Raw genomic sequence first — 25,300 nt, 5'->3', positions numbered from 1 at the left:
AAATTTAAAATAAAAACTGGTGAAATAATGAAATTTAATACCAATTTAAAACGCTGGATAGCAGGCACGATCGTGCTATGTCATGCGGGGGTATTGGCTGTGCCAGCAATGGCGGCAGTTGAACAAGAAGCTTTTGGCCGTGCCAAGCCGGGAACAGAAGGATCTGTGAGCCAATCAGATCTTGAGCGGCTGCAAGAGTTGGTTAAACATATGCAAATGCGTTTGCAAGATTTCACGCCACAAGCAAAAGCAAGCACTGCAAAAATTAAAGAGCTAAATCAGCAAAAGCAGGCTTTACAGACCAAAACTGCACAACAGATTTTAGCGTTAAGAAGCAATATTGCATTAGAGACAGCGAAAGCTGTTGCTGATCTGCGTGCAGAAGCGAAATTATTTAAAGATAAAACCATTGCACAGCGTCAAGAACAAACTGCAAAGTTGATTGAACAACGTCAAACCATTATGGAGGGTTTATTTAATCAACTTGCGGATGCTAAAGATGATACTTCACGTAATGCAGCACTGACTAAAATCACGCAACAAATGGCTGCATGGGAACCTAAAAAGCTTCAACGTGACTTTAAAGAACTTCCTTGGGGACGTCCTGACAGTAAGGTACCAGCACCAGTCACCGCACAGGATTTTAAAAAGCTAGGTTCAGCGCTTGAGTCTTATCAAGCACATTCAAATGAAAAACTGGTTATTAATCCACTTTATAAAGCTCAAAAAAATATTAGTGCTTTAAGTCCTGATGAAATTTGGAAACAAGCGACACCAACAGTATTAACCACCTCTAGTGTTGGCCAATGGCAGAAAATTGCATTTAATGGCATGACATTATCTGATCAGAATAAATGGCCAGTACTTGCTTCTCTTCCTGTTGCAACATTAGCAGAAGATTTAAAAGCCAATGAAGACGTACAGATTACTCAAGAGATCAAAGATCTTGCAAAAGATTTAGATCATAATCCTGCAAAAATTTATAAATGGGTTTATGACAATATCGAATTTGTTCCAACCTATGGGTCGATTCAAGGCTCAGCTTATACGCTAGAAACTAAACGCGGAAATGCGACAGATACCAGCAGTTTGCTGATTGCATTGTTACGTGCATCAGGTATTCCAGCGCGTTATGTATCAGGCACTATTGATGTTCCAGCTGAAGTAGCCAAAGACTGGGTAGGCGGTGTGAATCACCTGAGTGCCGCAGGTAACCTGATTGGCCAAGGCGGTGTGCCAAGTGTAATCATAATGAATGGTGGAAAAGAAAGCCACTTACGTATGGAGCACATTTGGGTTGAAGCGAAAATGGACTTTATCCCAAGTAAGGGTGCTGTACAAACCAACGGTCAAAATAACCCAAATATTGAAGATAGCTGGGTGCCTTTAGATGCAAGTTATAAACGTTATGAACGTACTAAAGGCATTGACTTAGCTAAAGAAGTCCCTTTTGATGCCGAAGATTTTTTAAATAAAGCAAAACAGGGTGCTACGGTTGACGAAGCAAACGGTAGTGTACAAAACCTGAATAATGCCAATATAGAAATAGCAACCAAGGCTTATCAGGACAAAGTGGAGGCGTATTTAAAGCAAAAACATCCTAATGCAACAGTGGGTGATGTATTAGGTACAAGTAAAATCAAGACTTATAAAAGTAAGATGCTGAGTCCAGTACTACCTTATGAAGTGGTTGCTGTAGTGCGTGATTATCACACCTTGCCTGATACCATGCGTCATTACTTCCACCTGAATGTTTATGATGCAACTGACCCATATGCATCTCAGATGGGAAGCTATGCCGTTCAGTTTAAGATTCTGAGCACCCAGTTACGTGGAAAACCATTAGCTTTATCATTCCGTCCAACGACAGATGCGGATGCGCAGGCGATTGTGAATGCACTGCCAAAACCTGATGCGAGTGGCAACATTGACCCAAGTAAGTTACCCAAGTCTTTATCGAGTTCGATTCGGATGACAGGAGAAATTACATTGGATGGGCAAGTGTTAAAGACCTTACCAAACTATGCTCTAGGTACAGAAATACAAGCACAAATGGGCTTTATGAGTCCAAACAATAGCTGGAGTTTGCCAAACAAACAGTTTAGTGCTGGTGAGTACCATGCGATTGGTTACAATATGCAGGGGATTGGCAAGCCACAAATGGGATGGTTAAAGGCTAAACTTGAAGCAGCCAAAACCAGGATAGAAAGTAAAGATGAAGCACAAATTAAAATGCTAAATAATCATGACGTAATTGGAACAATGCTTCAGGCAGTAGTCCAAAGCTACTTTAGTTTAAATGATGCACAGGATGAAACTTTAGAACGACAATTAGGAGTAATTAGTAATTCATATATGAGCTTTGGAACATTCTCGACCAGTATTCAAGGAGGTTATAGTTGGGGAGTGCTTAGATCTGCACAATTTGCAGGTATGGTAATGGATATAGATCGTATTGGTGCAACAATTGTTGATAAGGATAATAAACAATCTAACTTATTGGCTTTTACCAAACAACAAGGACCACGTCAAAGTCTCAATGAAAATCTTGTGCCAGAACAGTTCTTTAACGATCCTAATAGTATACAAAAGAATGTAGAGGGAGTAAGTGCTACTAAGATTTTGAAATTAGCAAGTGATCAAGGACAAAAAATTTATCAGGTTGATCGTTCGAATATTAATACTACACTTCCACAACTTAATCATAGTAGTCAGGTCATTACAGATATAAGTAACGCTGTCGCATCAGGTAAAGTCGTAACTATTAGTGAAAAAAGTATCAATTTTAATGGCTGGAAAGGCAGTGGTTATACCATCATTGATCCAAATACAGGTAGTGGTGCATATATGATTAGTGGTGGGTTTAATGGGGGAGCTATTAGTATGCCTCCTGCATATAGTATCTTTTTCGCTATAGCTGCTATAGCTTTTGTAGTTGGGTTATTCGTAGCTGGAACAGTTTTGGCTATCGCATTATTACTATTAGCGATAGTAATGCTTGGGTGTGGTTTGGCTAATTATACTCAAGATGGTATTTATGGTGACTGGGCAGCAGTAGGAGTAGGAATAGTTATATCATTATTAGGGTCTATTGCTACCTCTGGTGCGAGTATAGCTACAGTCATAGGAATTATTGCTTCAGGAGCATTTGTAGGTACACGATTTAGTACCCGCTGTGTTGAGGCATAGATAATGAGAAAAATTATAACTTTGGGAAAATGTCCAGTTTGCCATAGTCAGATATTTTTTGGTAAAAAAGAAGTATTGGGGGGTAAAAATTTTGCAGAGAAAATTTGTCCATATTGTGGTGCATCGTTAAAACATAGCCGAATTAAAATTATACTTTCTCTAATATTTTTATTAATTCCTACAGTTATAATTAATTATACGTATCCAGTTGAAGTGCGATTGTTGGCTTTGTTTTTTAGTGTTGTTCTTACCTTATTGGTATGGTTTTTATTTGGATATAAAAAGTATTCCAATTAATAGACTTCTTTCATAAGTCAATTTTTAATCAATATGTAATTCACAAAAAATATGCCCTCTCCTTTTCAAGGAGAGGGCTAGGGAGAGGATTTATATTAAAAATTTCCCTCATCCTAACCTTCTCCCAGAGAGACGGGACTTTCAATATTAATCCTATTATGAATTAATGATCATTTTTTGACTTATGAACGATATCTAATAAATTTTAATAAAAAAGCTCCTCTTATTATAATAGGAACTTTTTTCAATCAATATAATAGTCAAAAATTAATTTTTATATTAGACTGATGTGTGCTTAACCTCTACTTTTAACTTCGTTTATTTATGGGAGGATTACTATGCTAAGAAATCTGGAGTACAAATATCACCCAATAAGAAGATCGTTTTTTGATTTATGAAAGAGATCTTTTGATTGTGAATTCTAAGGAATTATATTTATCTATTGTTTTTTTATTTATAATTTCACTTTCAGCTGAAGTTTTAACTCCAATTATTTGATTCTGTTCATCATAGATATAAATAAATGTTTTATGTGTTAAAGGGTCTTTATATAATTGTCTTAAATAACGTTTGCAGGGATAAGTTGTACCGTCACACAGTAGCTGTTTAATATCTGTTGGTAATGTCTGTTTATCTTTATAGTAATTTTCTAGTGCTTTTACATATAATTCAGCTGTATAAATAAAATCCTGCTCTTTTAATCGCTTTGCTTGCGTAGAGGTCACTTCAATATAACTACCTAATAAAATGCCATAAATTAAAATAAACCAGAGGAAAAAGACATAAGTCATACCTTGTTGTGACTTACCATGTTTGATATTGCGTACCATCAGTAGCCACCCCTTGAGCACTGCTTTTTACATCATAAACAACCTGTTCACCGTCCATAGAGACATAAATTGTCTGCCAATTGGCTTGTTTGCTAATTGGATCGACAGGTAAATGACGCAAGTATTTCTCATTAACCAACTCGTCTAAATGCCGAGGATAACGGCCTTTATCTGCATAAAAACGATCTATAGAAATGCGTATAGTTGCCAAATCACTTTTTAATGCAGACTCTTCAGCTTTATCCAAACTCTTAATATAACGGGGCATAACCACTGCAACGAGTGATGCAATAATGACCAATACAATCAAAAGCTCAATTAAAGTAAATCCTTTCTTCTTTTTTTTCTTACCAAGAATCATAACGGCTACCATCTAAAGCTGTTTTTTTACTTTTAGAATAAACATCATAGACATCATCACCTTCTTCAGGGGCATCAGGTGGACTTGCATAACTCCGTAGTCCCCAAGATTTCTCATGCATTAATCCATCAGGGGCAAAGGGATCAGTCGGAATACGACGTAAAAAATAAACTTTACGACCTTTCGCATCTTTTAAATCAGGCACACCTTCGACTAAATCATTTAAAGTTTTAGGATAGCCCGAACTATCTGCAGGCATATAAATCCGACCTTCATCTACAGCTTGTTTATAATTATCTAAAGCAGTACGAATCTGTACCAGTGCATCCTTAAGTTCCCGTTCCTGACGTCTTTTCTGATCAATCTGAATCAGTGGAAAAGCCATAGAGGCGATAATTGCCACTAAGGTTAATGTGACCAGCATTTCAACCAAGGTAAAACCTTGTGCACGGCTTAGACGCATTATTTAATTTCCACAGTTTTGCTGATAGCTTGATTCCCAAGCTGAGGATGAGAGCTTTCTAATGAAATATTCCCTCGTCCTGTATAGCCAGCTAAGGGCTGTAAGGTCAGCAATGCAAGGGATTGCTCTGTAATATCTTCCCCAATGGTAATTTCAACGCCTTCAAGTGTCGTATTGTAGTGAACGGATTGTTGGGCCTTAGTCATTAAACGAACATCGGATAAATTAAAAGCATTCCGATCAAATTTAATCAGTAATTTACTGTCTTTAGCTAATTTTTTACTTTCCACCAAAATATTTAATGGATCTGTTTTAACAATCTTCTCAGGCAAACTCAAATTTACAATATTGCCTTGGCTATTTGCATAATTAGATGTTTGCATCATTTGTGTTGGGGCTGCAACAGCAATGTAATTCTGGGGAGTCTCTATTGCTTTCCCCGTTATTTCACCTTTAAATTTTGCAGTAGAAGTTTCGTTATGGTCGAGTGTAATGTAATTCTGAGTACCTGAATAAAATGCTTCCGTATAATTTAACCTGTCTGTATTCTTTCTGATAATTTTAGGCGTGATAGAAAGCAAGATTTCAGATCGGCTTTTATCAGAAGAGCGACTTGAAAATAGGCGACCTAGAACAGGAATCCGACCTAAACCAGGAATATTCACATGGCTATTGCGCTCTTGCTCTCGAATTAAACCTGCCAAAACTTCGGTTTCACCATCTTTGAGCTGCAATACGGTATTAGCATTACGTGTACCAATTTGATAAGTCAAGAGTCCTGTATTCGTGCGAATCTCTTTCACAATATTACTGACTTCTAAAGATACCTTGATCCCAACTTCATCATTAATTTGGATCTCTGGCTGTACCTCCAATGTTAGTCCTACGTCTAAGTAGCTCACAGATTCAGTTATCGCACTTGAAACCTGGTTCATGGTTGAAGTAATTACCGGAACTTTATCACCGACCACAATTTTTGCTTTTTCTAGATTTTTAACGCGTAAAGAAGGTCTGGCTAACAGATTTACCTTACCTTTGGTATCTTGTAAATTCAGTGTAACTAATGGAGATACTCCGCCCACTGCTAAATTATCTTTATTTAAATTTAATAGATTGCGTATGACTAGGCTAGTTGTTTTATCAACTGTATTAATCGCAGAAAGTGATATTTGTGAGGGTAAAGTAATACCTAAATTGGTGAGGTCTTCATGACTGACTTCAAAAACTTTTACTTCTAAAATAACTTCTGAATCTGGATGATCGTAAGTTTGGATAAGTTTTTCAGCGGCATAAATAATATCGGGCCGATCTCTTAACGTAACTAATCGGTTTTTTTCGTCTGTATAAATAAATTTAGGATTCAATATCGTTTTCAATACATCCTGAATTTTTTTTGGATCACCATTTTTAAGGACAAAGGTTTTTACATCCAAATCCTCATATTGCTGCACTTTATCTGCACTGTCGCTATATATGAGGTAGGTGTTCTGATTTATAGTTTTATAGCGTAATTTACTGGTCTTTAAAATTAAGTCCATCGTTTCTTTTAAAGTCGCATCTTGCGCATATATCGTTGTTTTTAAATCTGTACTGACATCACTATCAAAAATGAAATTCACGCCAGCAGTCTGAGCGACGACATCCATGACTTGGCGAACATTTGCATCTCTAAAATTAATAGATACTTTTTTTGAAAGAAAAGTATGTTCATTATTTGCAGTTAAATCGGCATTAGTGAAAGAACTACTGAATAAGCAGCCCAGAATTAACGCGTTAAATAAATAATTTTTTTTCATTGCTATATATTTAATACAAAAAGTTGATTAGAAAATTGGTCAAAAATTGTGATTTGATTTTCTTGGATAGATTCGATTTTCCAACGTTGAGAGACAATATCTCCCTGTGACAAAACTAAGGTCTGGTCTTCAAATGTCAGAAATACTTTTTTGACTCCACCAGCATCAATCATTTGCCCCGTATAAATTAGATTTGGAGGAGAGGGGGGAGCAGGCTCAATATGCTGTGGTAATGAAGTTGATGGCTGAAGCTTTTTTTCTTTAGTAACGACAATGTCTTTTTTTTCGTCGGCCTTGATTACAGGGATAACTATAAATTGTTGTGGTTGATTAAACTCTTCTAAGAGGATTTGATCTGCTGAAAGAGACATTGCAAGTGGGGGAGTCGATTCTATATTTTGCTTATGTGTGTCTATATCTAGAACAATTTCTTCGACTGGATCAGGTATTAACCATGTAGCTAAAGTCAAAGCAAGTGTAATAATCAAAGCAATAATAAAACTAATGGTACGAATCATGAGGCTACCTTCACTTGCCAAGTAATTAAGAGTTCAGGTGCTCTATCACGTTCATTTTGTGTAATCGTAATATTGAGAAGTTCTAGATTATTAAAAGTTTGTAAGTACTTACTAACTTTAAGAAAATCTTTAACTTCTCCTTCTAATTGAAACTGTATTTGTTCTGATTTTTGATCATATTTACTATCTATAACCTGGATTCCTTCTTGTTGATAAAATTTTGCCACTTCAACTAAAGGAGTTCCTGTTAAAACTTTATCTTGAAGTGGCAGTAAAGCACTATTTTGAATTTTCTTTTGTTCTATAGCAGAAGAAACCTCTTCATGATACTGATTTAGAAGATGAAGATTTTTTTCATATTGAGGGATTACCAGACTATAAATAAATAGGATGAAAAAAATAAAAAATAAAATTCCTGCATCTAGAGGATGCAATTGATACAATTTTTTTTCAATTTCCCAATATATTTTTTTTCGGTTCATAGCTGACCTTGTAATCTGAATTCCATTTTAAATGTCTTGCTATTACGATCCATAGCAGTTGAAGTGATATTGATATCTCTAAATATGTTTTCTTGATTTAAATCAATTTTTAACTGCTCAATCTCTTCTACAGACTTAGCGAATCCCTGAATAAAGATTTGTTGAGTCTGTTGTTTATAATCAATTTGTTTAAGCTGAATCACATTATTAGGATAGAATGTCATTCGTTCTATTTCAGCTAAGTTTATCCCTGATTTTTTATTCTCTTGGGTAGGAATATGGCTTAATTCTTGATATTGCTGTTGTAACTGGAAAAGTTCTTCTTGTTGATGATCTACTAAATTCTCAATATTTATAAGTTTATAGATCATTAACGATGATAATCCAACACACAAAGTTAGGATTAGATAACGATAAATATGTTGGTATTTATTCTTTTTATAAATATAAAAACTCATATATCTTTTTCCAGTAAATGAAAGTGGCTGGCTTCATTCATATTTTTATTCTTTTGAATGACTTGATGTAATTGGCCATCAACATGAATAAAATGTGTTTCCAAAGAGGGTTCTTTAAAACAGAAATTATTTTTATGAGATTTCTGGAAATATATAAAAGAAGCTAAAGGTAAAATTTCAATATAATCTAAACTTTTAAATTTAAAAATATTTATAAAGTTATTATACCAATCTTTTTCAATTGCTACGGCAAGATAAGGCGACTCAAACCTAGGCTTATTATAAAAACAATAATATTGAGCCACATTCAAGTGCGGAAAACATAATTTGAATCGTTGTTCTACTTGTTGTTGAAATCGTTTTGGTGAGTACAGAACTTCTGCAGGACTTATAAAAATTTTATAGCAGTCTGCAGCCAAAAAAACTTTACATATATGTGGAAATTTAAAAGAAGTATCTTCTTTTAAATCATTAAAATGTCCTAACTTGACTAGATTGTTTGATTCAATTTGATAAACATCATGTGTAGATACATAATATTGAGGTATTTTTTTCTTATTGGAAGGTAACACGATTCACCTCCTCTAAAGTAGTTTCTCCGGTATCTACCAAACTCATTGCATAATCTCTCATAGAAAGTAAACCATGCTGTGAACTTATTTGTTTCATTTCACGGATTGACGCTTTATTAATAATTAGCTCTTTTAACTCGTCATTCAGAACTAAAATTTCTGCAATTGCTTTTCGGCCTTTATAACCAGTAAAGTTGCATTCAGAACATCCTATTGCTTGGAACTCATTGACATCATTTGGTTTTTTACAATGTTTGCATAACAAGCGTATAAGGCGTTGAGCTACGATTCCGTTTAGTGCACTAACAAGGTTATATTGATCGATTTCCATGTGCTGGAAACGCCCAATTACATCAAAAACATGATTAGCATGGACAGTTGTGAAAACTAAATGTCCTGTCAAAGCGGCTTGTATAGCAATTTCTCCGGTTTCCTTATCCCGAATTTCACCTACTAGAATTTTGTCAGGATCATGTCTTAGAATAGAGCGTAGTCCCTTCGCAAATGTCAGTCCTTTTTTTTCATTTATAGGAATTTGTAATGCATTATTAAGAGCATATTCCACAGGGTCTTCTACTGTAATAAGCTTTTCATAAGCTTTTAATGTTTCATTAATTAAGGCATAAACAGTAGTCGTTTTTCCTGAACCTGTAGGCCCTGTTAATAACACCATGCCATACGGTTGACTTGCAATTTGTCTTAACTGACCCTGAAAGTCTGGTGGATATCCTAAGTCGTTTAATGAAAGCTGTTGTCCTTCTTTTAATATCCCGTCTTTATCTAGGATTCTTAAAACAGCGTCTTCTCCAAAGACTCCAGGCATAATTGAAACACGGAAGTCGAGAATTTTATGTTCAAGCTTTACGCTAAAACGTCCATCTTGGGGAATACGTCGCTCACCAATATCCAATTCAGCCAGAACTTTAATTCGTGAAACGATTTGCTGAATTAAGGTGTAATTTTGAATTTTTTTAATAGAAATTAAGATACCGTCTAAACGATAACGAATATGTAAACCACCCGCATAGTTCTCAAAATGGATATCACTAGCCTTTTGTATATAAGCCTCATACAAGGTTGAATTGACTATTTGAATAACTTCATTCTCAGCATTTGCAATACTGCTTAAACTTAATATTTCAATATTTTCATTTTGTAGATCAGCATGTAAAGAGTGGTTTTCTTCATTTTGAGAAGAAGAAAAGCTTTGTATTTTTTGCAAATAATGTTCAATAAAAACAATACTAGAGAAATAAATATCTACCTTTTCTTCAGTAGGTTTTAAGAGAGAACTTAGACTATTATGCCAAGGGGAAGGCAAAATCAAGATAAATTGATCTTTGTACTCAGCTAATAAAATTTTATAGCGATACATTTCCTGATAACCAAGGAATTGATCAGTAATTTGTATTTGATGCTCTTCGAAAAAGGGAATTTGATAGATCTCTTCTATATAAGATTGCCAATCTTCAGGCTGGAAAGCTTTAATAGTAGAAATCCAGTCTTGATTAGTAAGAGCTAAGTGCTCAAGTTCACTTAATTTATTTGTATCCATTAAAGTGATCCCACCATATCAAAAATAGGTAAATACAGCAGAATCACAATCATTCCTACAAATCCTCCAATGACAATCATAAGAACGGGTTCAATGACTTTGGATAATTTATCGATAAAACGAGAAACCTCAAGATCATGGAAATCTGCTGTTTTAGCAAGCATGCGGCTAATATTGCCATTTTTCTCACCGCTTTTAATTAAGCGGCTTGCAATAGGTGTTGTAAGTTGGTGTTGTTCGAGCAAGAGACTAAAGACTTCACCTTGTTTTAGACCTTGATTAATACTTTCAATTCTATGTTTAAAATCATCATTTAACGTTTCTTTACACGTATCTAGTGCCGAGATTAAAGGATATCCTCCATCCAGCATCAAACTTAACGCTCGATAAAATCGGGTCAATACAATTGCATTATAATAATAGGAAATTCTTTTAAATTTTAGAGTATAAGATATTGAATTTTTTATAATATTTTTTCTAAAATAAAGAGTAATTCCTAATAAAATTATAAAAGTAATGATGGTATATATCTTATATTGATAAATAAAACCTCCTAATTTAATCAATAAATTAGATAGAAAAGGAAGGTTTAAGTCCAAATCATTATAGATGAGCGAAAATTTTGGAATTAAATAAAGCAATAGAAAAGTAAAAATAACAAAGCCAATAACTAAAACTGTCAAAGGATAAATTGATGCACTCGTAATTTTATTTTTGAGTACATTAATGTTCTCCATATAAGTCAAATAACGCTCTAAGCCTAAGCTTAATTGCCCTGTTTGCTCAGTTGATTTAACTGTAGCTATCAGAAGTTTGGGGAATATTTTGGGTTGATGAGTTAAGCTCTGTGAAAAACTATAACCAGCTTTTAAATCTTGATAAATTGGAGATAAAACCGCTGTATAGACTTCACCTCGATCAAGTAAAGTCTGAATAACTTCAATAATACTTAAACCTGATTCGAGTAAGGTCTTGAATTCATAAAGAAAAATATTAACATCAAAACTTGAATTATAATTTTTGATATTGAAGAAGTTAATCTGCAACATTACCAGTTACCAATATCTTGATTATCGCCTTCGCCGCCTTCTTTTTTATCTTTTCCAAAAGAAAATACGTCATATTCATTATCATGTGCTCCTGGTTCAGCATATTGATAAGGCATGCCCCAAGGATCATTAGGTACTGATTTTTTTAAATATGGCCCATTCCAACCCTGTAAATTAGTAGGATTCGCAAGAAGAGCTCGTAAGCCCTCTTGAGAACTAGGATAGCGTCCCGTATCTATACGGAAATTATCGAGGGCTTTTACAAAGGTATCAATTTGTGCCTTAGCAGTAGTTGTTTCAGATTTATTGATATTCTTAAAAAGTTTGGGACCTACAATCCCAGCAAGTAGACCAATAATCACGACAACAATTAATAGTTCTAGTAGTGTAAACCCTGTTTTTTTATAAAATTTCATGAATATTTGATGGTTTTGTGTTCTAATTGTGTAAAAAATAGCATTTATTATGTTATTAATCTATAGGGATTTATTAGAATTAAGCTCATCTTGAAGGCGAATAATGATTAAAACTCTAGATATAATTCTTTTTTAAATTCCTAAAACAACCTGATATGGTTTAAATCCATCAAGCACAGCCTCAGAAACTAATTGGATAAATGCCTCAGTTTTTCCATAAGCCATCCATTGATCTAATGCTTCATAGTAAGCCAAACGATTTTCTACTGTAATCACACAAGGCGGATATCCAGCTTTAAGTAATTCGAGATTCATCAATAAACGTGATGTACGACCATTGCCATCAATAAACGGATGAATGCCTACAAAGTCTGCATGTACTTTAGCGGCACGTTCAATAGGGTGCAGCTTATGCGCCTCAGTATTGTACCAATCGACAAGTTGAGCCATCTTGTCATTTAATAATGTATAGTCAGGAGGGGTAGTCGTAGCACCTGAAATCAAGACGTTTTGCTGGCGATATCGTCCTGCATTGTCATCATCAATATTTTTTAGAATAAGCTGGTGGATATTTCGAATTTGCCATTCAGAAAAAGGCTCATCTTTGCGAATAATGTCTTCAACGTAGTAGATAGCATTTCTATGGTTGATTGCCTCGAAATGTTCTCGTAATGCTTTGCCGCCAACTGTTATACCTTCTAAAACAACTTTTGTTTCTAACAATGTCAGAGTATTGCCTTCAATTGCATTTGAATGGTATGTCCAGCGAACAATAAGATCTTCTTGTAGATTTTTTACAATTGCAGGAGAAAGGGGACGATGCTGATCTAATTTTGTTTTTAAAGCATCAATATTTTCAAACATAACTTTATCCCTACAGTTGTATCCTTAAATGATACATGAAAAATAGAAATATAAAAAAGTAACGATATAATATTTCATTTTGTATTTAATTTACATGTGTTAATCTCAGTACACAAGTTCAAATCCTAAAACTGACTTTGAACAAAATTAATTTTAGGATTCAATACACTAAATCTAATTTGGGTAAAAATTGGGTACAAAATTTCTAGATTATACAAATTAATATTTAAAATCATTAATTTAGGGTCCAAGTTCAATTGACGCCATCTCCACCAAATACCTAGTTTTATATGACCAAATATAGCGAAATATAAAACGGAAAGGCTTAAATCTAAAGGGTTTAAGCCTTTTTTTTTGCCTAAACATAAGTAAACATAAAAGCATATAGTATTGCGCTTCGTGTATCCCTCCGTGTATCCTTGAATAAAAATTGAATCCGAGGGATACAAGGCTGATGAAAAGAACTGAAATAAAACGCCGTCCTTTGTCTGATACGGTGCTTGCTAACCTTGAAGCTGAATCAAAAGAATATCGTGAGCTTGATGGTAATGGCTTATACATTCGAGTAAAAACTGATGGTAACAAGTCTTGGCAATTGAGATATAAAAAGCCTGATGGTAAATGGTCTTGGCTTGGGCTTGGTGGCTATCCCGAAGTTGCAGGGCAACTAGCACGTAAAAAAGCTAAAGAGCTTTTAGATGATGTATCTAAAGGTGAAAATCCCATCATTTCTAAACAAGAGCGGAAACGACAAGAGTTAGAACAAAATAATGCGACTTTTGAATTGCTGGCTCGTGAGTGGTTAGATACAAAACTAAACTCATGGGTAGCTGATACCATGACGAGAAATAAAGGCGCATTGGAAAAGCATATTTTTCCTGTTTTTGGTAAAAGGCTATATACAACGATTAAACCAATTGAATGGATGAACTTGTTAAAAGGGATACAACAAGAGAAAGGCATTTTTGAACAAGTGAATCGCATGCGGGCAATGTGTCGGGATATATACGATTATGCAAAGGTCACAGGGCGTATTGATTACAATCCTTTGGAGGGTATTCAGAAATATCTAGAACAAGGCAAAAAAACTAATATGGCACATGTAGATGAAAAAGAACTACCTGCATTGCTGAGAGCTATCAATAATTATCCTACGATGGATGTTCGTATGGGTTTGCAGTTGCTTGCTATGCTTTTTTGTCGTCCGAGTGAGTTACGTGGTGCAAAGTGGGATGAATTTGATTTAGACAATGCTATATGGAATATACCCGAAGAACGTATGAAGAAACGCCGTGAGCATGTTGTTCCTTTACCGACTCAAGCCATAGAAATTTTGGAAGAACTCAAAAGTTACGACACTAATTCTGAGTTTTTATTTCCGAGCCGTTCGGATAAGAGTAAGCCTAAATCGGATACGGTTTTTATTATGGCTTTGCGCCGTATGGGATATGAGGGACGACAAACGCCACACGGTTTTAGGCATATCGCCAGTACGCTTTTAAATAATCGTGGTTTTGATGAGCGTCATATTGAATCTGCTTTAGCGCATGTAAAGGATGGTGTTGCGGGTGTATATAACAAGGCTCAATACTTACAGGACAGAGCGAATATGATGCAATGGTATGCGAATCATTTAGAAGAAATAGCAGATCAAAGTATTATCAAATTTAAGAAAGCTACATAACAAAATTTGCGCTAATTTGATTGGCTTAACATTACTATTTTTTAGGAGGAGGAAGTGTGAGTCTATTTACCAAAACAGAGGAAGATGTTGAGAAGAGCTATGTCAAAGTGTGGGATATTATTGAATTATTACTACATTTAAATGACCGAGATTTACGTGAAGTTGCTCAGTTTTTTTTACATTATAAATTTGAGGATAATTTAGCTTTATATTACAAAAGTAATTATGAAATGTTAAAACATAAACCTCTTGATGATAAGCATCCTCTATTTTCTGTAAAATATGCATATCCTATTTTATTTTTTATACAAGACTTATTACTTACCACTTATGTTGTTAATGAAAAAGAAATAGAAATAAAAGAATTTTTAGATAAATATTATTGGGATAAAAATGAAGTCTATATATATAAACCATTTGTTGAGTTAATTTTTGATAGTTTATTGAAAGAAAAAAAGATTATTAACAATGCTCTTACTTGAAGTGAATCAGATATAAATAAAAAAGAATTTGAATTATCGAAACCTTTCGAACCTAAAAGTGCAACCAATTGTGAAGAAAAAAATATAAATAACAGTGATTTAATTCTAATTTCTGTTTTAATGAAAGAACTTCAAAATGAAATATCAGTAAGAGCGAATAAATCGCAAGCAAAGATTTTACAAAAAATTGAGGATGAAAATAATGATATTAAAGGGTTATCAAAAAGTCGTACTGAAAAAATTGTCGCGAAAGCAAATAACTACTATAAAGTATTGAAAGATAAACAAATGAAATGATTTTTAATTGCAATGCAATTTTATTTTCGTTGCATGAAATGTTTTAAAATTAGATATTTAGAATACTAGACCTACTATATTTTTGTATAAGTAGGTTTTTTTATGACTATTAATCCAATTCGAATCCAATTCAAAAAAGTATGTGAGTTATTAGATATAAGCCGTGAATCTTTACGCCATATCGTGCGAACGGATAAGGCATTTCCGAGACCAATAAAAGCAGGTAATACCAAACAAAGTTCTGTCTATTTTGATTATGCAGAGCTATTAGCATGGCATGAAAAGCAAAAAATAAGCCCTTCAGACATGGAGGTTAAATAATGGAACAAGTTACGCTTATTCTTAATGGTCAAGTAATTACGACTGATCTATTAATTGCAAAAGCATTTGGTAGAACGCCTAGTTCAGTGAGAAGAGCAATTAAAACTTTAAATTGTTCTGATGAGTTTAGAGCCAACAATTTTGCACAGACCGCTTATATCGACAAGCAAGGTAAAACACAGCCTAGTTATCAAATTACAAAAGATGGTTTTGTCTTATTGGTTATGGGCTTTACTGGTAAGCAAGCAACTGAATTTAAAATTAAATATATAGAAGCATTTAATGCAATGGAAAAGCATATCAATAATGCTTACCAACAATTTAATGAAGTATGTAAGCAATTTAATCAGCGAAAAGATGATGTTAGTGATTCAGCAAGAGATATGGTGTTTTGGAAACATGAAAAACCAGTTCTAGAAAAAATACTTTATGAGCTTAAAAACGAGCTACAGCTCAGATTATTTAATGATGATACTGATATAAAAGAAGAGGGGGCTAAATGATTGCATATCAAGAAACCCCAAGCTTAGAACAGCCTAGAGATATATTAGCAAATTGTACAAGACTTAATCCACAGGACGGCGCATTTATGCATCACCCTGTCATTGAATCAAACGGTAGTCCTAAACAATCTATCTATATTGATAATACTGTCGTTGATATATAGCTAAATACTAAATAAACTATCACAATGTTTTTTGAATAATTCATCAATGTCTTTTATTCGGAACTTATTTCTAATCGACTTTACTCGTGACCACATTTTTTCTATTGGATTTAAGTCCGGGCTATATTTAGGAAGCCACACAATGTAATGGCCTGCACAGCGTACCAATTCTTGAAGTCTTTTCCCTTTATGAAAGGTCGCATTATCCATAATTAAAACACTGGTTTCTTTCAGCTTCGGTAATAAATCCTGTTCAATCCAGCATTCAAATACCTCAGTATTCACTGAACAATCAAATACTCCAACTGTCAGCAATCTATTCTCAGTTAATGCACCGATCGCATTGCTACAATTTTTTAACTGCCAGTTAAATTCACCTTCAGCCCTCGTTCCTTGAGGGCTATAACTATACAATCTCGTACTTTCGCTTTGAAAACCACTTTCATCGATATACACCAGTGGTAAGTGTTGTTCTAAATATTCAATCAGGTTCTGAAATTGCCGACGTTGATTTTGATCTGCTTTAGGGTGCTTTAACGTCTTTTTTTACGCGATATTCCTGCGGCATGTAGCGCATTGAATACTGCATGGGTACTGACACCAAAACGTTCTGCCCGTTCACTAATATAATCATCAGGATATTGTTCAACATCCTTCAATATTTGCTCTTTGCTGATTTTAGCTGGACGACCTGGAATTGGTTTAATCTCGGTTGATTTTTTCCATAGCTGTATCGTACGCGTGCATACCCCAAAATGTTGAGCAGCTTTACGTACTGACAGTTGATCTCTTGCCATAATTTCTATGACTTTGTCTTTAAAATCTTTTGAATATCCCATGTCTTATAGTGTATTAAATATTTGAGAACTTAGCTATATTTACCCTGGCTGTTACAGCACGGCCTGGAAGACCCATCCTATTTAAGCCCGCATGATTTTAGAATCACGCTGTATCACGATACTATTGAAGACTTGGTTTTATATCTGCAAACACTGGGCATACAAGTCAATCTGGCCAGTATTTTAGAATCGGTTGCTGAATATTATCAAATAGATGAACATCAGCTCTGGCAAGTTTTGGCCCAGCAGTTACAACTGGCCTTAAATGAGGTGCCTTTGGAGGAGCAGGCACGAGCCGAGTTACAGCATCTTCTATTTGAAAAAGAACAGTGGCCGTATAAGCAGTTGATTCGCCCCTTGCTGGAGCAGAAAAATCGGGTGGGGAGTATGCCCAGCAGTATAGGCAAAACCTGTAATATTTTAAAAAAAGTCCCGCACTTTTGACTACATTGAATAAAACAGGTCTCTAAAACGTGCGTTCCCATATCCCTGTCGTGAATGTTGAGCCAGAACTGCAATTGGAAGCTCTAGGATTGTCCCAAGCCAAACAGATTTTGGCTGAAAAACTTAATATTCAGATCAATCTACATGGGCAAAATGCATTGAGCTTTGCAGAGTTATTAGAGCCAAAGCAATGTGCAGCCGTGCTCAGCGAATTTCAGACGCGTATTCAGGCAGTCAATTTGACCTGTTCAGGATCAATGTTTATGAAATATTGGGCAGTTCCACTGTTATTTCCGTATTTATATGCGCTACTCACTGAGCAGCTGGATTTATCTTGGGAATTGTCTGCACTTTCAGTGAAAATGGCACCGACCTGGGATTGGGACCGACATTTAAATTTTAAACCGTCATTTTTAACTGCAACTGCTCTAAGCACTCAAGATTCTGATTATGAAATATTTATTTTAAGAATTTTGCATGATCTCAATCAGGTTTTTGAGGTGATCAGTCCAGTGGCAAAAGTACAACGATTTTTGCTGTGGGAAAATACCGCACTGCGTATTTTACAGTTCTATGACCTGATGCAGCGCAAAAATCCCACCGACACCCGCAAGATTCACAAGCAACGTCAATTTTTAGTCGATTTGGCGGCCGAACATTTTGGCTTAAAACACAATCCGTTTTTAATCTTGCAACACAGCCGCCAAGCCAGTTCTGAAACTTATCGGCGTAAAAAATGCTGTTTTTATTTTCAACTGCCTGAGGCTGAAAGTGAATATTGCGACAGCTGTCCTTTAGCAAAAAAGCATCAAGAAACAGAGCAAAGTTCATGTCAGACCCATTAAATCGTTTATTAAAATCCTATTCCACGATTGCCAGTTCAACCATTGGCCATGTTTTGGATATCGGTTATTTACCCGGAATTCATGCTGTAAATCCGGTTCAGCATGTCGTCGGTACCGTCAGAACAGTGACTTTAAATTCTGTTAACGCTAAACAGATTCGCGAGGCACTTTTAGCCAGCCAGGCGGGTGATGTCTTGGTGATCGATGCACGAAAAATCGGAGATCGCGCTTGTTAGGGAGAACAACGCCATCGTGCCGCCATTTACCATCAACTGGCCGCAATTGTGGTGCTGGGTGCAGTTACCGATATTGGTGCCTTACGCGCTATGAAGGTGCCGGTTTTTGCCCACACGGTCAGTTGTTTAACCACCCGGGCCGAAGGGGAAAGTCAGGTCGATTTTGATCAGGATATTCATTATTTTGATGCCGTTATTTCCACTGGAGACCTTATGGTCGGGGATGCAGATGGCGTCTTTATTTTAAAGCCAGACATGGCAGAAAAATATGTGGCGCAATTTCAACATATGGAATTGGTCGAACAACAAAAACGTGATCAATTTTTTAAACAGCATCCTCCTGAAGATTATTATCACTTGTTAAATTACGCAGATGATTCAGAAAGAGAAAGAATCAAATGAAAACCTTATCCTCCCGTTTACCGAATCACTTTAATTATCAGGAAAAAGGGATTAGCTATGCTCTGCGTGCCCTAAGCTTTCCGAATGACTTTCCACTGCTCTATAAATGGATGCACGAGCCGCATGTCATTCCACAATGGCAACTGAATAAGCCAGAACAGGAACTGGCTGTCTATTTCGAAAAAATGCGGGTAGATGACCATCAACGGCTGTATATCATTCAGATCGCAGGGCAGGATGTTGGCTATCTTGAGATTTATGAAGCCAAGCGGGATCGGCTGTCTTTGTATTATCCTGCATCAGAAAACGATTTAGGCTGGCATATTCTGCTGGGTGAAAAAAATGTGGTGGGGAAAGGGCATTTTAAAGCCGTAATGCGCCTGATGTGCTACTTCATTTTTGAACATTCACCAGCAGAAAAAATTGTCGGAGAGCCGGATGAAAATGTGAAATCTTATGAATATGTGGCCGAAGAAATTGCATTTGAAGTACAGCAAAAAATTCAGATGCCTGAAAAAACCGCCATTTTATATCATTGTTTTAGAGAGAAATTTTATAAAAAATGTGGAGAATGCTCTCCATTCAAATAAGTAAGTCTTCATTCACGTTTTTTAATGTCCTTTTCTTGAGGACATTTTAAACATGCTTTTCTAAATCCGAATGATAGAACTCAAGCTTATTTATCTAAACAATTCATCAATCACCATAAAAATCATTAAATATTTAAACAAAAGTTTTACAATGAAAATAATAATGATTATTATTTGCACCAACATTCATGTTCGTCTAAAGGCATAAAAAATGCGACTATCTCAATTCAGTCTGTGTTTTCTTAGTGTAGCTATTTCTTCATATTTGTATGCAGATGAGTCTGTTCCTGCATCAAAGCAGCTGGAAAGTTCGGAGAAAACAATGAAGCTTTCTCCTATTGTGGTAACAGCAACCCGTACACCTAAAACAATTGCTGAAGTTGCGGGAACCGTGCAAACCATTCAGGGTGAAGAAATTGCTCAACAGGCCGGAGCGGGTCGAAAAGTCGCAGATGTTTTGGCGCAGCTGGTACCTTCATTGGCACCAAGCAGTGGAACCACCAGTAATTATGGTCAGACCATGCGTGGACGTAATGTATTGGTGCTGATTGACGGTGTGTCGCAAACGGGTTCCCGTGATGTGGCGCGTCAGCTCAACAGTATCAGTCCGAATATGATTGATCATATTGAGGTGGTTTCGGGTGCGACCAGTATTTATGGTTCTGGGGCAACAGGCGGTATTATTAATATTATTACCAAGCGTGCCGATAAATCGAAACCGGTCAGCTTTCAAACCAAGTTAGGTCTAACATCGGCGGATAATTTCCGGGGTGACAGTTTGGCTTATCAAGTGGGGCAAACGGCTTCATTTAATAATGACAAAATGGACGGTTTTTTAGGGTTAGATTATACCAGCCGAGGTTCGCAGTTTGATGGTAAAGGCGACCGTATTTCGTTAAGCCCTTGGCAGGGCAGCACCATGGATACCGATACCATCGATGTAAATGGTCGTTTAAACTTTAATTTAACTGACAAGCAAAGCTTAAGTTTTGGCGCACAATATTATAAAGATGAACAAGATACCGAATATGGCCCGGACTATTCTTATCTGCAAACCGGGACTCAGCCTTCTTATAAAGCCATTAAAGGCTGGAGCTTGGATAAACAACCCTTTACAGAACGCTATGCGTTTAATACCCAATATCAAAACCAGGATTTCCTGGGACAAATTTTGAATGTTGAAGCGTATTACCGGAATGAAAAAGCGCGTTTTGTACCTTATGGGTATTCAAAAGATGGCGTGAATGTGAAGCAAAGCCAATCCAATGTGGACTATGCAGGGATTCGCTCTACCGTTCAGTCTGATCTGCAGGTGGCAGACCGAGATTTAAAACTGACTTATGGCCTGGACTATGACTGGGAAAAAGATCATCAGTGGGCTGATTTTTATACGCCAAGTAATAATGGTCTGGTCTATACCCCTACAGGTGAAAAACAAGGTTCTGGACCGGACACAGAAATCCAGAATATTGGAACATTTTTACAAGGGGATTATGCACTGACGGATCGTTTAAATATTCAGGCCGGTGTGCGTTATCAATATGTTCAGGCAGACACTGACAGTTATTTAACCGCACGTAATCCGATTACTTTAATGGCGGCTGACTCTACCGATTCGGATAAGTTCCTATTCAATTTAGGTGCAGTCTATGATTTAACAGACGCGCAGCAAGTTTATGCCAACTTCTCACAAGGTTATAGTTATCCCGATGTGCAACGGGTGCTGCGTGATGTCGCTGCCTATACCTTAACGACTTCAGGTATTGCACCGATCACGGTCAACAGCTATGAATTGGGTTGGCGCTTAAATCAGAACCAAGGCTTAAACTTGGGTCTAACCGGTTTCTATAACACTTCTGATAAAGTGGTACAGTTCAACTCTGACCGTTCAGTAAATGTGGTCGATACCGATCAACGGGTATATGGTGCCGAGGCCAATATCAGTTATCCATTTATGCAAAACTATAAGGTTGGCGGTACCTTGGGTTATACCCGCGGGCAATATAAAGATGCCGCTGATCAATGGCATGAACTGAATGCTTTTGCAGTCTCCCCGGTGAAAGGCACTCTATTTGCTGAATGGAATAATGAACAAGGTTATGGTGTGCGTGCACAAATGCAAGCCATTAAAGGCACAGACGAAGCCTACAAAGATGACCAGGCATTAAAAGCTGCAGGTTTAACTGATGGTAATAGTGCAGCAGAGATTAAAGGCTATACCACTATGGATGTCTTGGCTCATTTCCCTGTAGCAAAAGGCCGCGTAGATTTGGGTGTCTATAATGTCTGGGACAAGCAGTACAAAAACGTATTTGCACAACAAGCAGCAGTCACCAATGGCAACGCTTTATTAGCGATTCCTGCTGAAGGCCGTACTTTTGGCCTAAGCTACACCATTAATTATTAATACTCACCTAAGAAGTATCTATAGCAGTGTAGATACTCCTTCACTTCTTGATATGTGATGAAAGATAACGCCAATGGATAAACAGAAACCAGAATGGTTATCTATTCAAGAAATTTTTTATACCTGCTTGGCAGCTTATGGCTACAGCATATGGATATCTTGGGTTTTGCCTGATTATTTACCCTTTGCAACAGCTGAAAATATCTATTTATCTGTTCTCCTAAGTTTTATTTTTCTGATTTTTTATATTGTATTGGTTCCTTGTATTCCCTCTAAATTATGGCAAAAGAGGATCAATTATCTTAATTATATTTTATTGCTAAGTTGCTGGATAATAAAAAAAATGGGAGAGCATTAAATGCAATTTCGCCAAGTACAGGCAACTTTACACAGCTGGTTGGGTATCGTTGTATTGTGGTCAGTTTTCCTTATTTTTTTTACCGGGTCTATTGCCTATTTCAGAACGGAAATCAATCTCTGGTCTAAACCTGAAATTTTTTCATATTTAAAAGCGCCTCCCACTTCTTTTGAATCGGCTCAAGTTGCCTATGATTATTTAAATACGCATGCCCCAGAAGCGAAAAGATGGCGAGTTAATCTTGCCAATTCCCGAATGCCTTTTAACGTTTTAGAATGGCAAGACCAAACAAATAAACCCCATAAACTGCAAGACCCGTATACAGGATTAATTTTAACAGAGGGTCGGGAAAGTTTGGGTGGCGACTTCTTTTTTAAATTACATTACAGTCTTTATCCCTTACCCGATGTAGTGGGTAGAACGCTCGTGGTCATCACAGGAGTTCTATTTCTCATCGCATTAATAACGGGGATATTCACCCATAAAAAAATAATTAAAGATTTTTTTGTATTCCGGAGTTTTAAAGGGCAGCGTACCTTATTAGATTTACATCATATTACCGGTGTAGTAACACTTCCTTTTTATTTAATTATGGCCTTTACCGGGATCATGATTTTCTTCTATCTGCTCATGCCCTGGGGAATCAATCAACAATATGGCGAGAATGGAATAAAAAAGTTTTACAGTGAAATACAGTATAGCGATGCGCCAAAACCGGTACCGGATTCAAGTATTAAATTAAAACAATTCGCTGTATTCTCACATCAATTACCTCAACAGGGGAGTAATGGCGCTGCTTTGGAGAAATTTGAAGTTAGAAATCCAAATACTGCGCAAGCATTAATCACTTTTGATTATGGATATAAAAAATTAATTACGTTCAATAATCCACAATTTATTTTTTCAGCAAATACTGGAAAGAATCTGAATCCCGAAAGAAATCTTCATCCTATCGCTCAAATTAGCTCGGCAACTTATGGCATTCATTTGGGATATTACGCCAATCAATGGATGAGATGGATGCTGGCCAGCTTAGGTTTTGTCGGTTGTATCATGCTGGTAGCAGGCGCTTTATTATGGCAAAAGAAGCGCATTAAACAGCAACATACATTAAGTTATAAGCTGGTCAGTTACCTTAATTATTTCACCTTCCTGGGCTTGCCATTTGCAACAGCCATGTATTTTTTGGCTAACCGTATTTTACTGGCCAATCTTGAACATCGGATTCAGTATGAGTTATTCATATTTTTTATCAGCTGGATTGGAATTCTAATCATTCCGATGCTGGTTAAAATGCAAAAAGCCATTATTTTGACATTTATATTCACCGCTTTTATTTTATTGATGACGGTATTCAGTCCTATATTTCTATTTCCACAAGCTTCCATCTTCAATACATTGCTGCATCAGCAATGGTCTGTAGCAGGAGTTGATCTTGTATTTATGTTTATAGCCCTAGGATATATTTTTGCTTGTTATTATTTCAGGAAAATAAAGATGAGTGAGGTAGCTAAATGAGTCTAGCTGCAATATCGTGGGCAATGGTTGCAATGATGCAGCTTTGTATGACCAGTCAAAGTGGAATGAAAAAACTCAATTATAATTTCCTGACCTTTCATTATACTCAATCTTTGTTAAAAATATTCTCATGTATTTTTTTGGGTATTTCTTTATACCTGAACTGTCTGGATAATGGTCTTTCTGTAGGAATTATTACCTGGATTTTCCTGATTATAACTTCAGCATTTTTTTTACAATTTTTATTGTACTATCACTTTAAACGATGGTTTTTTTTAATTTGGATATTTTTATTTTTCTTATCTGTATTATATGCATTAACTAAATATAATGGATTTTAAAGACTTAAAATAATCTTCCAAATTATTTGTATTTCAATATTATTCAATGGTACGCACTCTTTTAACAGATAATATTTGGCAGCAAATTCAAGACACAATGCGATTGCACGGTTGCTACTGTTCAAAGAATAGTAGAAATATCATGGAAGCTATCTTATGGAAACTACGTACAGGCGCGACATGGCGGGATATTCCTCAAGAATTTTGTCCTTGGCAAACTGCTTATAATCGTTTTAAACGTTGGGCAAGTAAGGGATTGTGGGATAAATTTTTTTTAGATTACGAGGCGTCTTGGATCAAGAATGGGTATTCATTGACGGAAGCTAAATACGCGTGCATCAGCATGCAAGTGGAGCTCGGGATGGTTTCGAAAGAGCAATTGGACAATCTCGTGGTGGTCGAACAACAAAAATACACCTTGCAACCGACGCGAATGGATTACCGATTGATTTTAAAATCACTGGGGGGCAACTCCACGATAGTCAAGTTGCAGAGCAATTGATAGAGAGTGTGGGAGAAGCAGATTATTTAATTGCAGATAAGGGATATGATGCTGAGGGGATCAGAATATTGATTAAAAATAAGAATATGATCCCAATTATTCCAATGAGATCAAATAGTAAAAGATTAAATAAAGAATTTGATAAATATCTATATCGATTAAGGCATTTAGTTGAGAATGCATTTGCAAGGTTGAAACATTTTCGAGCGATTGCAACTCGATTTGATAAGCTTGCACGAAATTATCAGTCTATGATTTACATTGCTTGCATGTTTATTTGGTGTAAAGCCAAATGAGGACACGTCATAACCATTTTAACAAGATCATTGCGAAATTATATTGCTGGATAAACCCTTAAGAATAGGTTTGTGCAACAAAGTCGATTGGAAGTTTATCGTTGAAATTAGTGAATAGTGACTAAATTTTATACCTATATCCTTCACTTTTGATGGGCCTTTTCATGCTCTAAATGGATGCTGTTTTTATTAAGATTAGGTCTGTATTTAAATTATAAAAA

At 36.0% G+C, this 25,300-nt stretch carries 28 protein-coding genes and 3 pseudogenes; 17 read left to right on the top strand and 14 right to left on the bottom strand.

Translation table 11 applies throughout. The annotated features are described in order from the left end of the window. The first annotated feature begins 27 nt into the window (after nt 1-27). Together B9T26_RS07745 and B9T26_RS15530 are read left to right on the top strand one after the other, a co-directional pair. Nucleotides 28-3,189: a transglutaminase domain-containing protein gene (locus B9T26_RS07745; RefSeq protein WP_086199142.1), complete on the top strand. Its 3,162-nt coding sequence runs from the start codon at nt 28-30 to the stop codon at nt 3,187-3,189. A gap of 3 nt (nt 3,190-3,192) precedes the next feature. Next, a complete protein-coding gene (locus tag B9T26_RS15530; protein ID WP_143223002.1) occupies nt 3,193-3,486 on the top strand; it encodes a hypothetical protein in 294 nt (97 codons plus the stop codon). Between the two features lie 392 nt (nt 3,487-3,878). Here B9T26_RS15530 and B9T26_RS07740 read toward each other — a convergent pair whose 3' ends face one another. From B9T26_RS07740 to B9T26_RS07685, 12 genes are all read right to left on the bottom strand, one after another. After that, the gene (locus tag B9T26_RS07740; protein ID WP_086199141.1) at nt 3,879-4,316 is read right to left on the bottom strand and encodes a hypothetical protein; all 438 of its coding nucleotides are present in this window, start codon (nt 4,314-4,316) and stop codon (nt 3,879-3,881) included. Continuing rightward, nucleotides 4,291-4,677 (bottom strand): type II secretion system protein, encoded by a 387-nt coding sequence (locus tag B9T26_RS07735; protein ID WP_086199140.1) that lies wholly within the window; start codon nt 4,675-4,677, stop codon nt 4,291-4,293. The genes B9T26_RS07740 and B9T26_RS07735 overlap by 26 nt, the downstream gene beginning before the upstream one ends. After that, complete coding sequence (locus tag B9T26_RS07730; protein WP_086199139.1) at nt 4,664-5,140, bottom strand: type II secretion system protein; 477 nt, start codon at nt 5,138-5,140, stop codon at nt 4,664-4,666. The genes B9T26_RS07735 and B9T26_RS07730 overlap by 14 nt, the downstream gene beginning before the upstream one ends. Further along, nucleotides 5,140-6,936: a secretin and TonB N-terminal domain-containing protein gene (locus B9T26_RS07725; RefSeq protein WP_086199138.1), complete on the bottom strand. Its 1,797-nt coding sequence runs from the start codon at nt 6,934-6,936 to the stop codon at nt 5,140-5,142. The genes B9T26_RS07730 and B9T26_RS07725 overlap by 1 nt, the downstream gene beginning before the upstream one ends. A 2-nt stretch (nt 6,937-6,938) precedes the next feature. Beyond that, nucleotides 6,939-7,454, bottom strand: coding sequence for a hypothetical protein (locus tag B9T26_RS07720; protein ID WP_086199137.1), 516 nt, complete (start codon nt 7,452-7,454; stop codon nt 6,939-6,941). Continuing rightward, nucleotides 7,451-7,936, bottom strand: coding sequence for a hypothetical protein (locus B9T26_RS07715; protein ID WP_086199136.1), 486 nt, complete (start codon nt 7,934-7,936; stop codon nt 7,451-7,453). The genes B9T26_RS07720 and B9T26_RS07715 overlap by 4 nt, the downstream gene beginning before the upstream one ends. Beyond that, on the bottom strand, nt 7,933-8,394 hold the full coding sequence (locus B9T26_RS07710) for a PilN domain-containing protein (RefSeq protein WP_086199135.1): 462 nt from the start codon (nt 8,392-8,394) through the stop codon (nt 7,933-7,935). The genes B9T26_RS07715 and B9T26_RS07710 overlap by 4 nt, the downstream gene beginning before the upstream one ends. Beyond that, nucleotides 8,391-8,966: a hypothetical protein gene (locus B9T26_RS07705; protein ID WP_086199134.1), complete on the bottom strand. Its 576-nt coding sequence runs from the start codon at nt 8,964-8,966 to the stop codon at nt 8,391-8,393. The genes B9T26_RS07710 and B9T26_RS07705 overlap by 4 nt, the downstream gene beginning before the upstream one ends. Beyond that, entirely contained in the window at nt 8,950-10,521 is a 1,572-nt protein-coding gene (locus tag B9T26_RS07700) for a GspE/PulE family protein (RefSeq protein ID WP_086199133.1), read from the bottom strand. Before B9T26_RS07700 ends, B9T26_RS07705 begins: the two co-directional genes overlap by 17 nt. After that, nucleotides 10,521-11,570 carry a type II secretion system F family protein gene (locus B9T26_RS07695; protein WP_086199132.1) on the bottom strand — a complete coding sequence of 350 codons (1,050 nt, stop codon included), beginning with the start codon at nt 11,568-11,570 and terminating at the stop codon, nt 10,521-10,523. Before B9T26_RS07695 ends, B9T26_RS07700 begins: the two co-directional genes overlap by 1 nt. After that, entirely contained in the window at nt 11,570-11,986 is a 417-nt protein-coding gene (gspG, locus tag B9T26_RS07690; RefSeq protein WP_086199131.1) for a type II secretion system major pseudopilin GspG, read from the bottom strand. The genes B9T26_RS07695 and gspG overlap by 1 nt, the downstream gene beginning before the upstream one ends. Nucleotides 11,987-12,118: 132 nt before the next feature. After that, nucleotides 12,119-12,850, bottom strand: a complete 732-nt coding sequence (locus tag B9T26_RS07685) for a Fic family protein (protein WP_086199130.1) — start codon at nt 12,848-12,850, stop codon at nt 12,119-12,121. A gap of 454 nt (nt 12,851-13,304) precedes the next feature. Here B9T26_RS07685 and B9T26_RS07680 point away from each other — a divergent pair, with 454 nt between their 5' ends. The 6 genes from B9T26_RS07680 to B9T26_RS15655 all read left to right on the top strand — a co-directional run bounded on the left by B9T26_RS07680 (nt 13,305) and on the right by B9T26_RS15655 (nt 16,301). Continuing rightward, nucleotides 13,305-14,534, top strand: a complete 1,230-nt coding sequence (locus B9T26_RS07680; protein WP_086199129.1) for a tyrosine-type recombinase/integrase — start codon at nt 13,305-13,307, stop codon at nt 14,532-14,534. A 56-nt stretch (nt 14,535-14,590) separates the two neighbouring features. Then, entirely contained in the window at nt 14,591-15,016 is a 426-nt protein-coding gene (locus tag B9T26_RS07675) for a hypothetical protein (protein WP_086199128.1), read from the top strand. A gap of 120 nt (nt 15,017-15,136) precedes the next feature. Then, nucleotides 15,137-15,313: a hypothetical protein gene (locus B9T26_RS15660; protein ID WP_171262956.1), complete on the top strand. Its 177-nt coding sequence runs from the start codon at nt 15,137-15,139 to the stop codon at nt 15,311-15,313. 102 nt (nt 15,314-15,415) lie between these two features. After that, complete coding sequence (locus B9T26_RS07670; protein WP_086199127.1) at nt 15,416-15,634, top strand: helix-turn-helix transcriptional regulator; 219 nt, start codon at nt 15,416-15,418, stop codon at nt 15,632-15,634. Next, complete coding sequence (locus B9T26_RS07665; RefSeq protein WP_086199126.1) at nt 15,634-16,137, top strand: Rha family transcriptional regulator; 504 nt, start codon at nt 15,634-15,636, stop codon at nt 16,135-16,137. The genes B9T26_RS07670 and B9T26_RS07665 overlap by 1 nt, the downstream gene beginning before the upstream one ends. Further along, complete coding sequence (locus tag B9T26_RS15655) at nt 16,134-16,301, top strand: hypothetical protein (RefSeq protein ID WP_171262955.1); 168 nt, start codon at nt 16,134-16,136, stop codon at nt 16,299-16,301. Before B9T26_RS07665 ends, B9T26_RS15655 begins: the two co-directional genes overlap by 4 nt. Here the strand turns inward: B9T26_RS15655 and B9T26_RS07660 are convergent, their stop codons facing one another. Continuing rightward, the gene (locus B9T26_RS07660; RefSeq protein ID WP_227518789.1) at nt 16,302-16,787 is read right to left on the bottom strand and encodes an IS630 family transposase; all 486 of its coding nucleotides are present in this window, start codon (nt 16,785-16,787) and stop codon (nt 16,302-16,304) included. A 47-nt stretch (nt 16,788-16,834) separates the two neighbouring features. Beyond that, nucleotides 16,835-17,140 (bottom strand): IS630 transposase-related protein, encoded by a 306-nt coding sequence (locus B9T26_RS07655; RefSeq protein ID WP_086199124.1) that lies wholly within the window; start codon nt 17,138-17,140, stop codon nt 16,835-16,837. 33 nt (nt 17,141-17,173) lie between these two features. Between B9T26_RS07655 and B9T26_RS07650 the strand changes: the two are divergent. The 9 genes and pseudogenes from B9T26_RS07650 to B9T26_RS07610 form a co-directional block, all read left to right on the top strand. Then, nucleotides 17,174-17,584: pseudogene (locus B9T26_RS07650) on the top strand (ferric iron reductase); the annotation flags it as partial. A gap of 29 nt (nt 17,585-17,613) precedes the next feature. Next, complete coding sequence (locus tag B9T26_RS07645; protein WP_227518787.1) at nt 17,614-18,429, top strand: (2Fe-2S)-binding protein; 816 nt, start codon at nt 17,614-17,616, stop codon at nt 18,427-18,429. Continuing rightward, a pseudogene (locus tag B9T26_RS07640) lies at nt 18,414-19,067 on the top strand (RraA family protein). Before B9T26_RS07645 ends, B9T26_RS07640 begins: the two are co-directional and overlap by 16 nt. Continuing rightward, nucleotides 19,064-19,657: a GNAT family N-acetyltransferase gene (locus tag B9T26_RS07635; protein WP_086199123.1), complete on the top strand. Its 594-nt coding sequence runs from the start codon at nt 19,064-19,066 to the stop codon at nt 19,655-19,657. The pseudogene B9T26_RS07640 and the gene B9T26_RS07635 overlap by 4 nt, the downstream one beginning before the upstream one ends. A gap of 211 nt (nt 19,658-19,868) precedes the next feature. Continuing rightward, nucleotides 19,869-22,064, top strand: a complete 2,196-nt coding sequence (locus B9T26_RS07630; protein WP_086199122.1) for a TonB-dependent receptor — start codon at nt 19,869-19,871, stop codon at nt 22,062-22,064. 73 nt (nt 22,065-22,137) lie between these two features. After that, nucleotides 22,138-22,422 carry a hypothetical protein gene (locus tag B9T26_RS07625; protein WP_086199121.1) on the top strand — a complete coding sequence of 95 codons (285 nt, stop codon included), beginning with the start codon at nt 22,138-22,140 and terminating at the stop codon, nt 22,420-22,422. Then, entirely contained in the window at nt 22,423-23,940 is a 1,518-nt protein-coding gene (locus B9T26_RS07620) for a PepSY-associated TM helix domain-containing protein (RefSeq protein WP_086199120.1), read from the top strand. It begins immediately after the preceding gene. Then, nucleotides 23,937-24,281: a DUF3325 family protein gene (locus B9T26_RS15990; RefSeq protein ID WP_086199119.1), complete on the top strand. Its 345-nt coding sequence runs from the start codon at nt 23,937-23,939 to the stop codon at nt 24,279-24,281. Before B9T26_RS07620 ends, B9T26_RS15990 begins: the two co-directional genes overlap by 4 nt. Nucleotides 24,282-24,327: 46 nt before the next feature. After that, a pseudogene (locus tag B9T26_RS07610) lies at nt 24,328-25,079 on the top strand (IS5 family transposase). Nucleotides 25,080-25,300: the final 221 nt, after the last annotated feature.

It is taken from the genome of Acinetobacter sp. ANC 4169 (genome assembly GCF_002135355.1).
In the GTDB taxonomy this organism is placed as follows: Bacteria; Pseudomonadota; Gammaproteobacteria; order Pseudomonadales; family Moraxellaceae; genus Acinetobacter.
The sequence above is the reverse complement of the archived record's forward strand: the minus strand, read 5'-3'. Positions and strand labels throughout refer to the sequence as shown.

Excerpts from the sequence above, each read along its gene's own strand:
- B9T26_RS07745 (WP_086199142.1), top strand. The coding sequence starts at position 28 with ATGAAATTTAATACCAATTTAAAACGCTGGATAGCAGGCACGATCGTG.
- B9T26_RS15530 (WP_143223002.1), top strand. The coding sequence starts at position 3,193 with ATGAGAAAAATTATAACTTTGGGAAAATGTCCAGTTTGCCATAGTCAG.
- B9T26_RS07740 (WP_086199141.1), bottom strand. The coding sequence starts at position 4,316 with ATGGTACGCAATATCAAACATGGTAAGTCACAACAAGGTATGACTTAT.
- B9T26_RS07735 (WP_086199140.1), bottom strand. The coding sequence starts at position 4,677 with ATGATTCTTGGTAAGAAAAAAAAGAAGAAAGGATTTACTTTAATTGAG.
- B9T26_RS07730 (WP_086199139.1), bottom strand. The coding sequence starts at position 5,140 with ATGCGTCTAAGCCGTGCACAAGGTTTTACCTTGGTTGAAATGCTGGTC.
- B9T26_RS07725 (WP_086199138.1), bottom strand. The coding sequence starts at position 6,936 with ATGAAAAAAAATTATTTATTTAACGCGTTAATTCTGGGCTGCTTATTC.
- B9T26_RS07720 (WP_086199137.1), bottom strand. The coding sequence starts at position 7,454 with ATGATTCGTACCATTAGTTTTATTATTGCTTTGATTATTACACTTGCT.
- B9T26_RS07715 (WP_086199136.1), bottom strand. The coding sequence starts at position 7,936 with ATGAACCGAAAAAAAATATATTGGGAAATTGAAAAAAAATTGTATCAA.
- B9T26_RS07710 (WP_086199135.1), bottom strand. The coding sequence starts at position 8,394 with ATGAGTTTTTATATTTATAAAAAGAATAAATACCAACATATTTATCGT.
- B9T26_RS07700 (WP_086199133.1), bottom strand. The coding sequence starts at position 10,521 with ATGGATACAAATAAATTAAGTGAACTTGAGCACTTAGCTCTTACTAAT.
- B9T26_RS07695 (WP_086199132.1), bottom strand. The coding sequence starts at position 11,570 with ATGTTGCAGATTAACTTCTTCAATATCAAAAATTATAATTCAAGTTTT.
- gspG (WP_086199131.1), bottom strand. The coding sequence starts at position 11,986 with ATGAAATTTTATAAAAAAACAGGGTTTACACTACTAGAACTATTAATT.
- B9T26_RS07685 (WP_086199130.1), bottom strand. The coding sequence starts at position 12,850 with ATGTTTGAAAATATTGATGCTTTAAAAACAAAATTAGATCAGCATCGT.
- B9T26_RS07680 (WP_086199129.1), top strand. The coding sequence starts at position 13,305 with ATGAAAAGAACTGAAATAAAACGCCGTCCTTTGTCTGATACGGTGCTT.
- B9T26_RS15660 (WP_171262956.1), top strand. The coding sequence starts at position 15,137 with ATGAAAGAACTTCAAAATGAAATATCAGTAAGAGCGAATAAATCGCAA.
- B9T26_RS07670 (WP_086199127.1), top strand. The coding sequence starts at position 15,416 with ATGACTATTAATCCAATTCGAATCCAATTCAAAAAAGTATGTGAGTTA.
- B9T26_RS07665 (WP_086199126.1), top strand. The coding sequence starts at position 15,634 with ATGGAACAAGTTACGCTTATTCTTAATGGTCAAGTAATTACGACTGAT.
- B9T26_RS15655 (WP_171262955.1), top strand. The coding sequence starts at position 16,134 with ATGATTGCATATCAAGAAACCCCAAGCTTAGAACAGCCTAGAGATATA.
- B9T26_RS07655 (WP_086199124.1), bottom strand. The coding sequence starts at position 17,140 with ATGGGATATTCAAAAGATTTTAAAGACAAAGTCATAGAAATTATGGCA.
- B9T26_RS07635 (WP_086199123.1), top strand. The coding sequence starts at position 19,064 with ATGAAAACCTTATCCTCCCGTTTACCGAATCACTTTAATTATCAGGAA.
- B9T26_RS07630 (WP_086199122.1), top strand. The coding sequence starts at position 19,869 with ATGCGACTATCTCAATTCAGTCTGTGTTTTCTTAGTGTAGCTATTTCT.
- B9T26_RS07625 (WP_086199121.1), top strand. The coding sequence starts at position 22,138 with ATGGATAAACAGAAACCAGAATGGTTATCTATTCAAGAAATTTTTTAT.
- B9T26_RS07620 (WP_086199120.1), top strand. The coding sequence starts at position 22,423 with ATGCAATTTCGCCAAGTACAGGCAACTTTACACAGCTGGTTGGGTATC.
- B9T26_RS15990 (WP_086199119.1), top strand. The coding sequence starts at position 23,937 with ATGAGTCTAGCTGCAATATCGTGGGCAATGGTTGCAATGATGCAGCTT.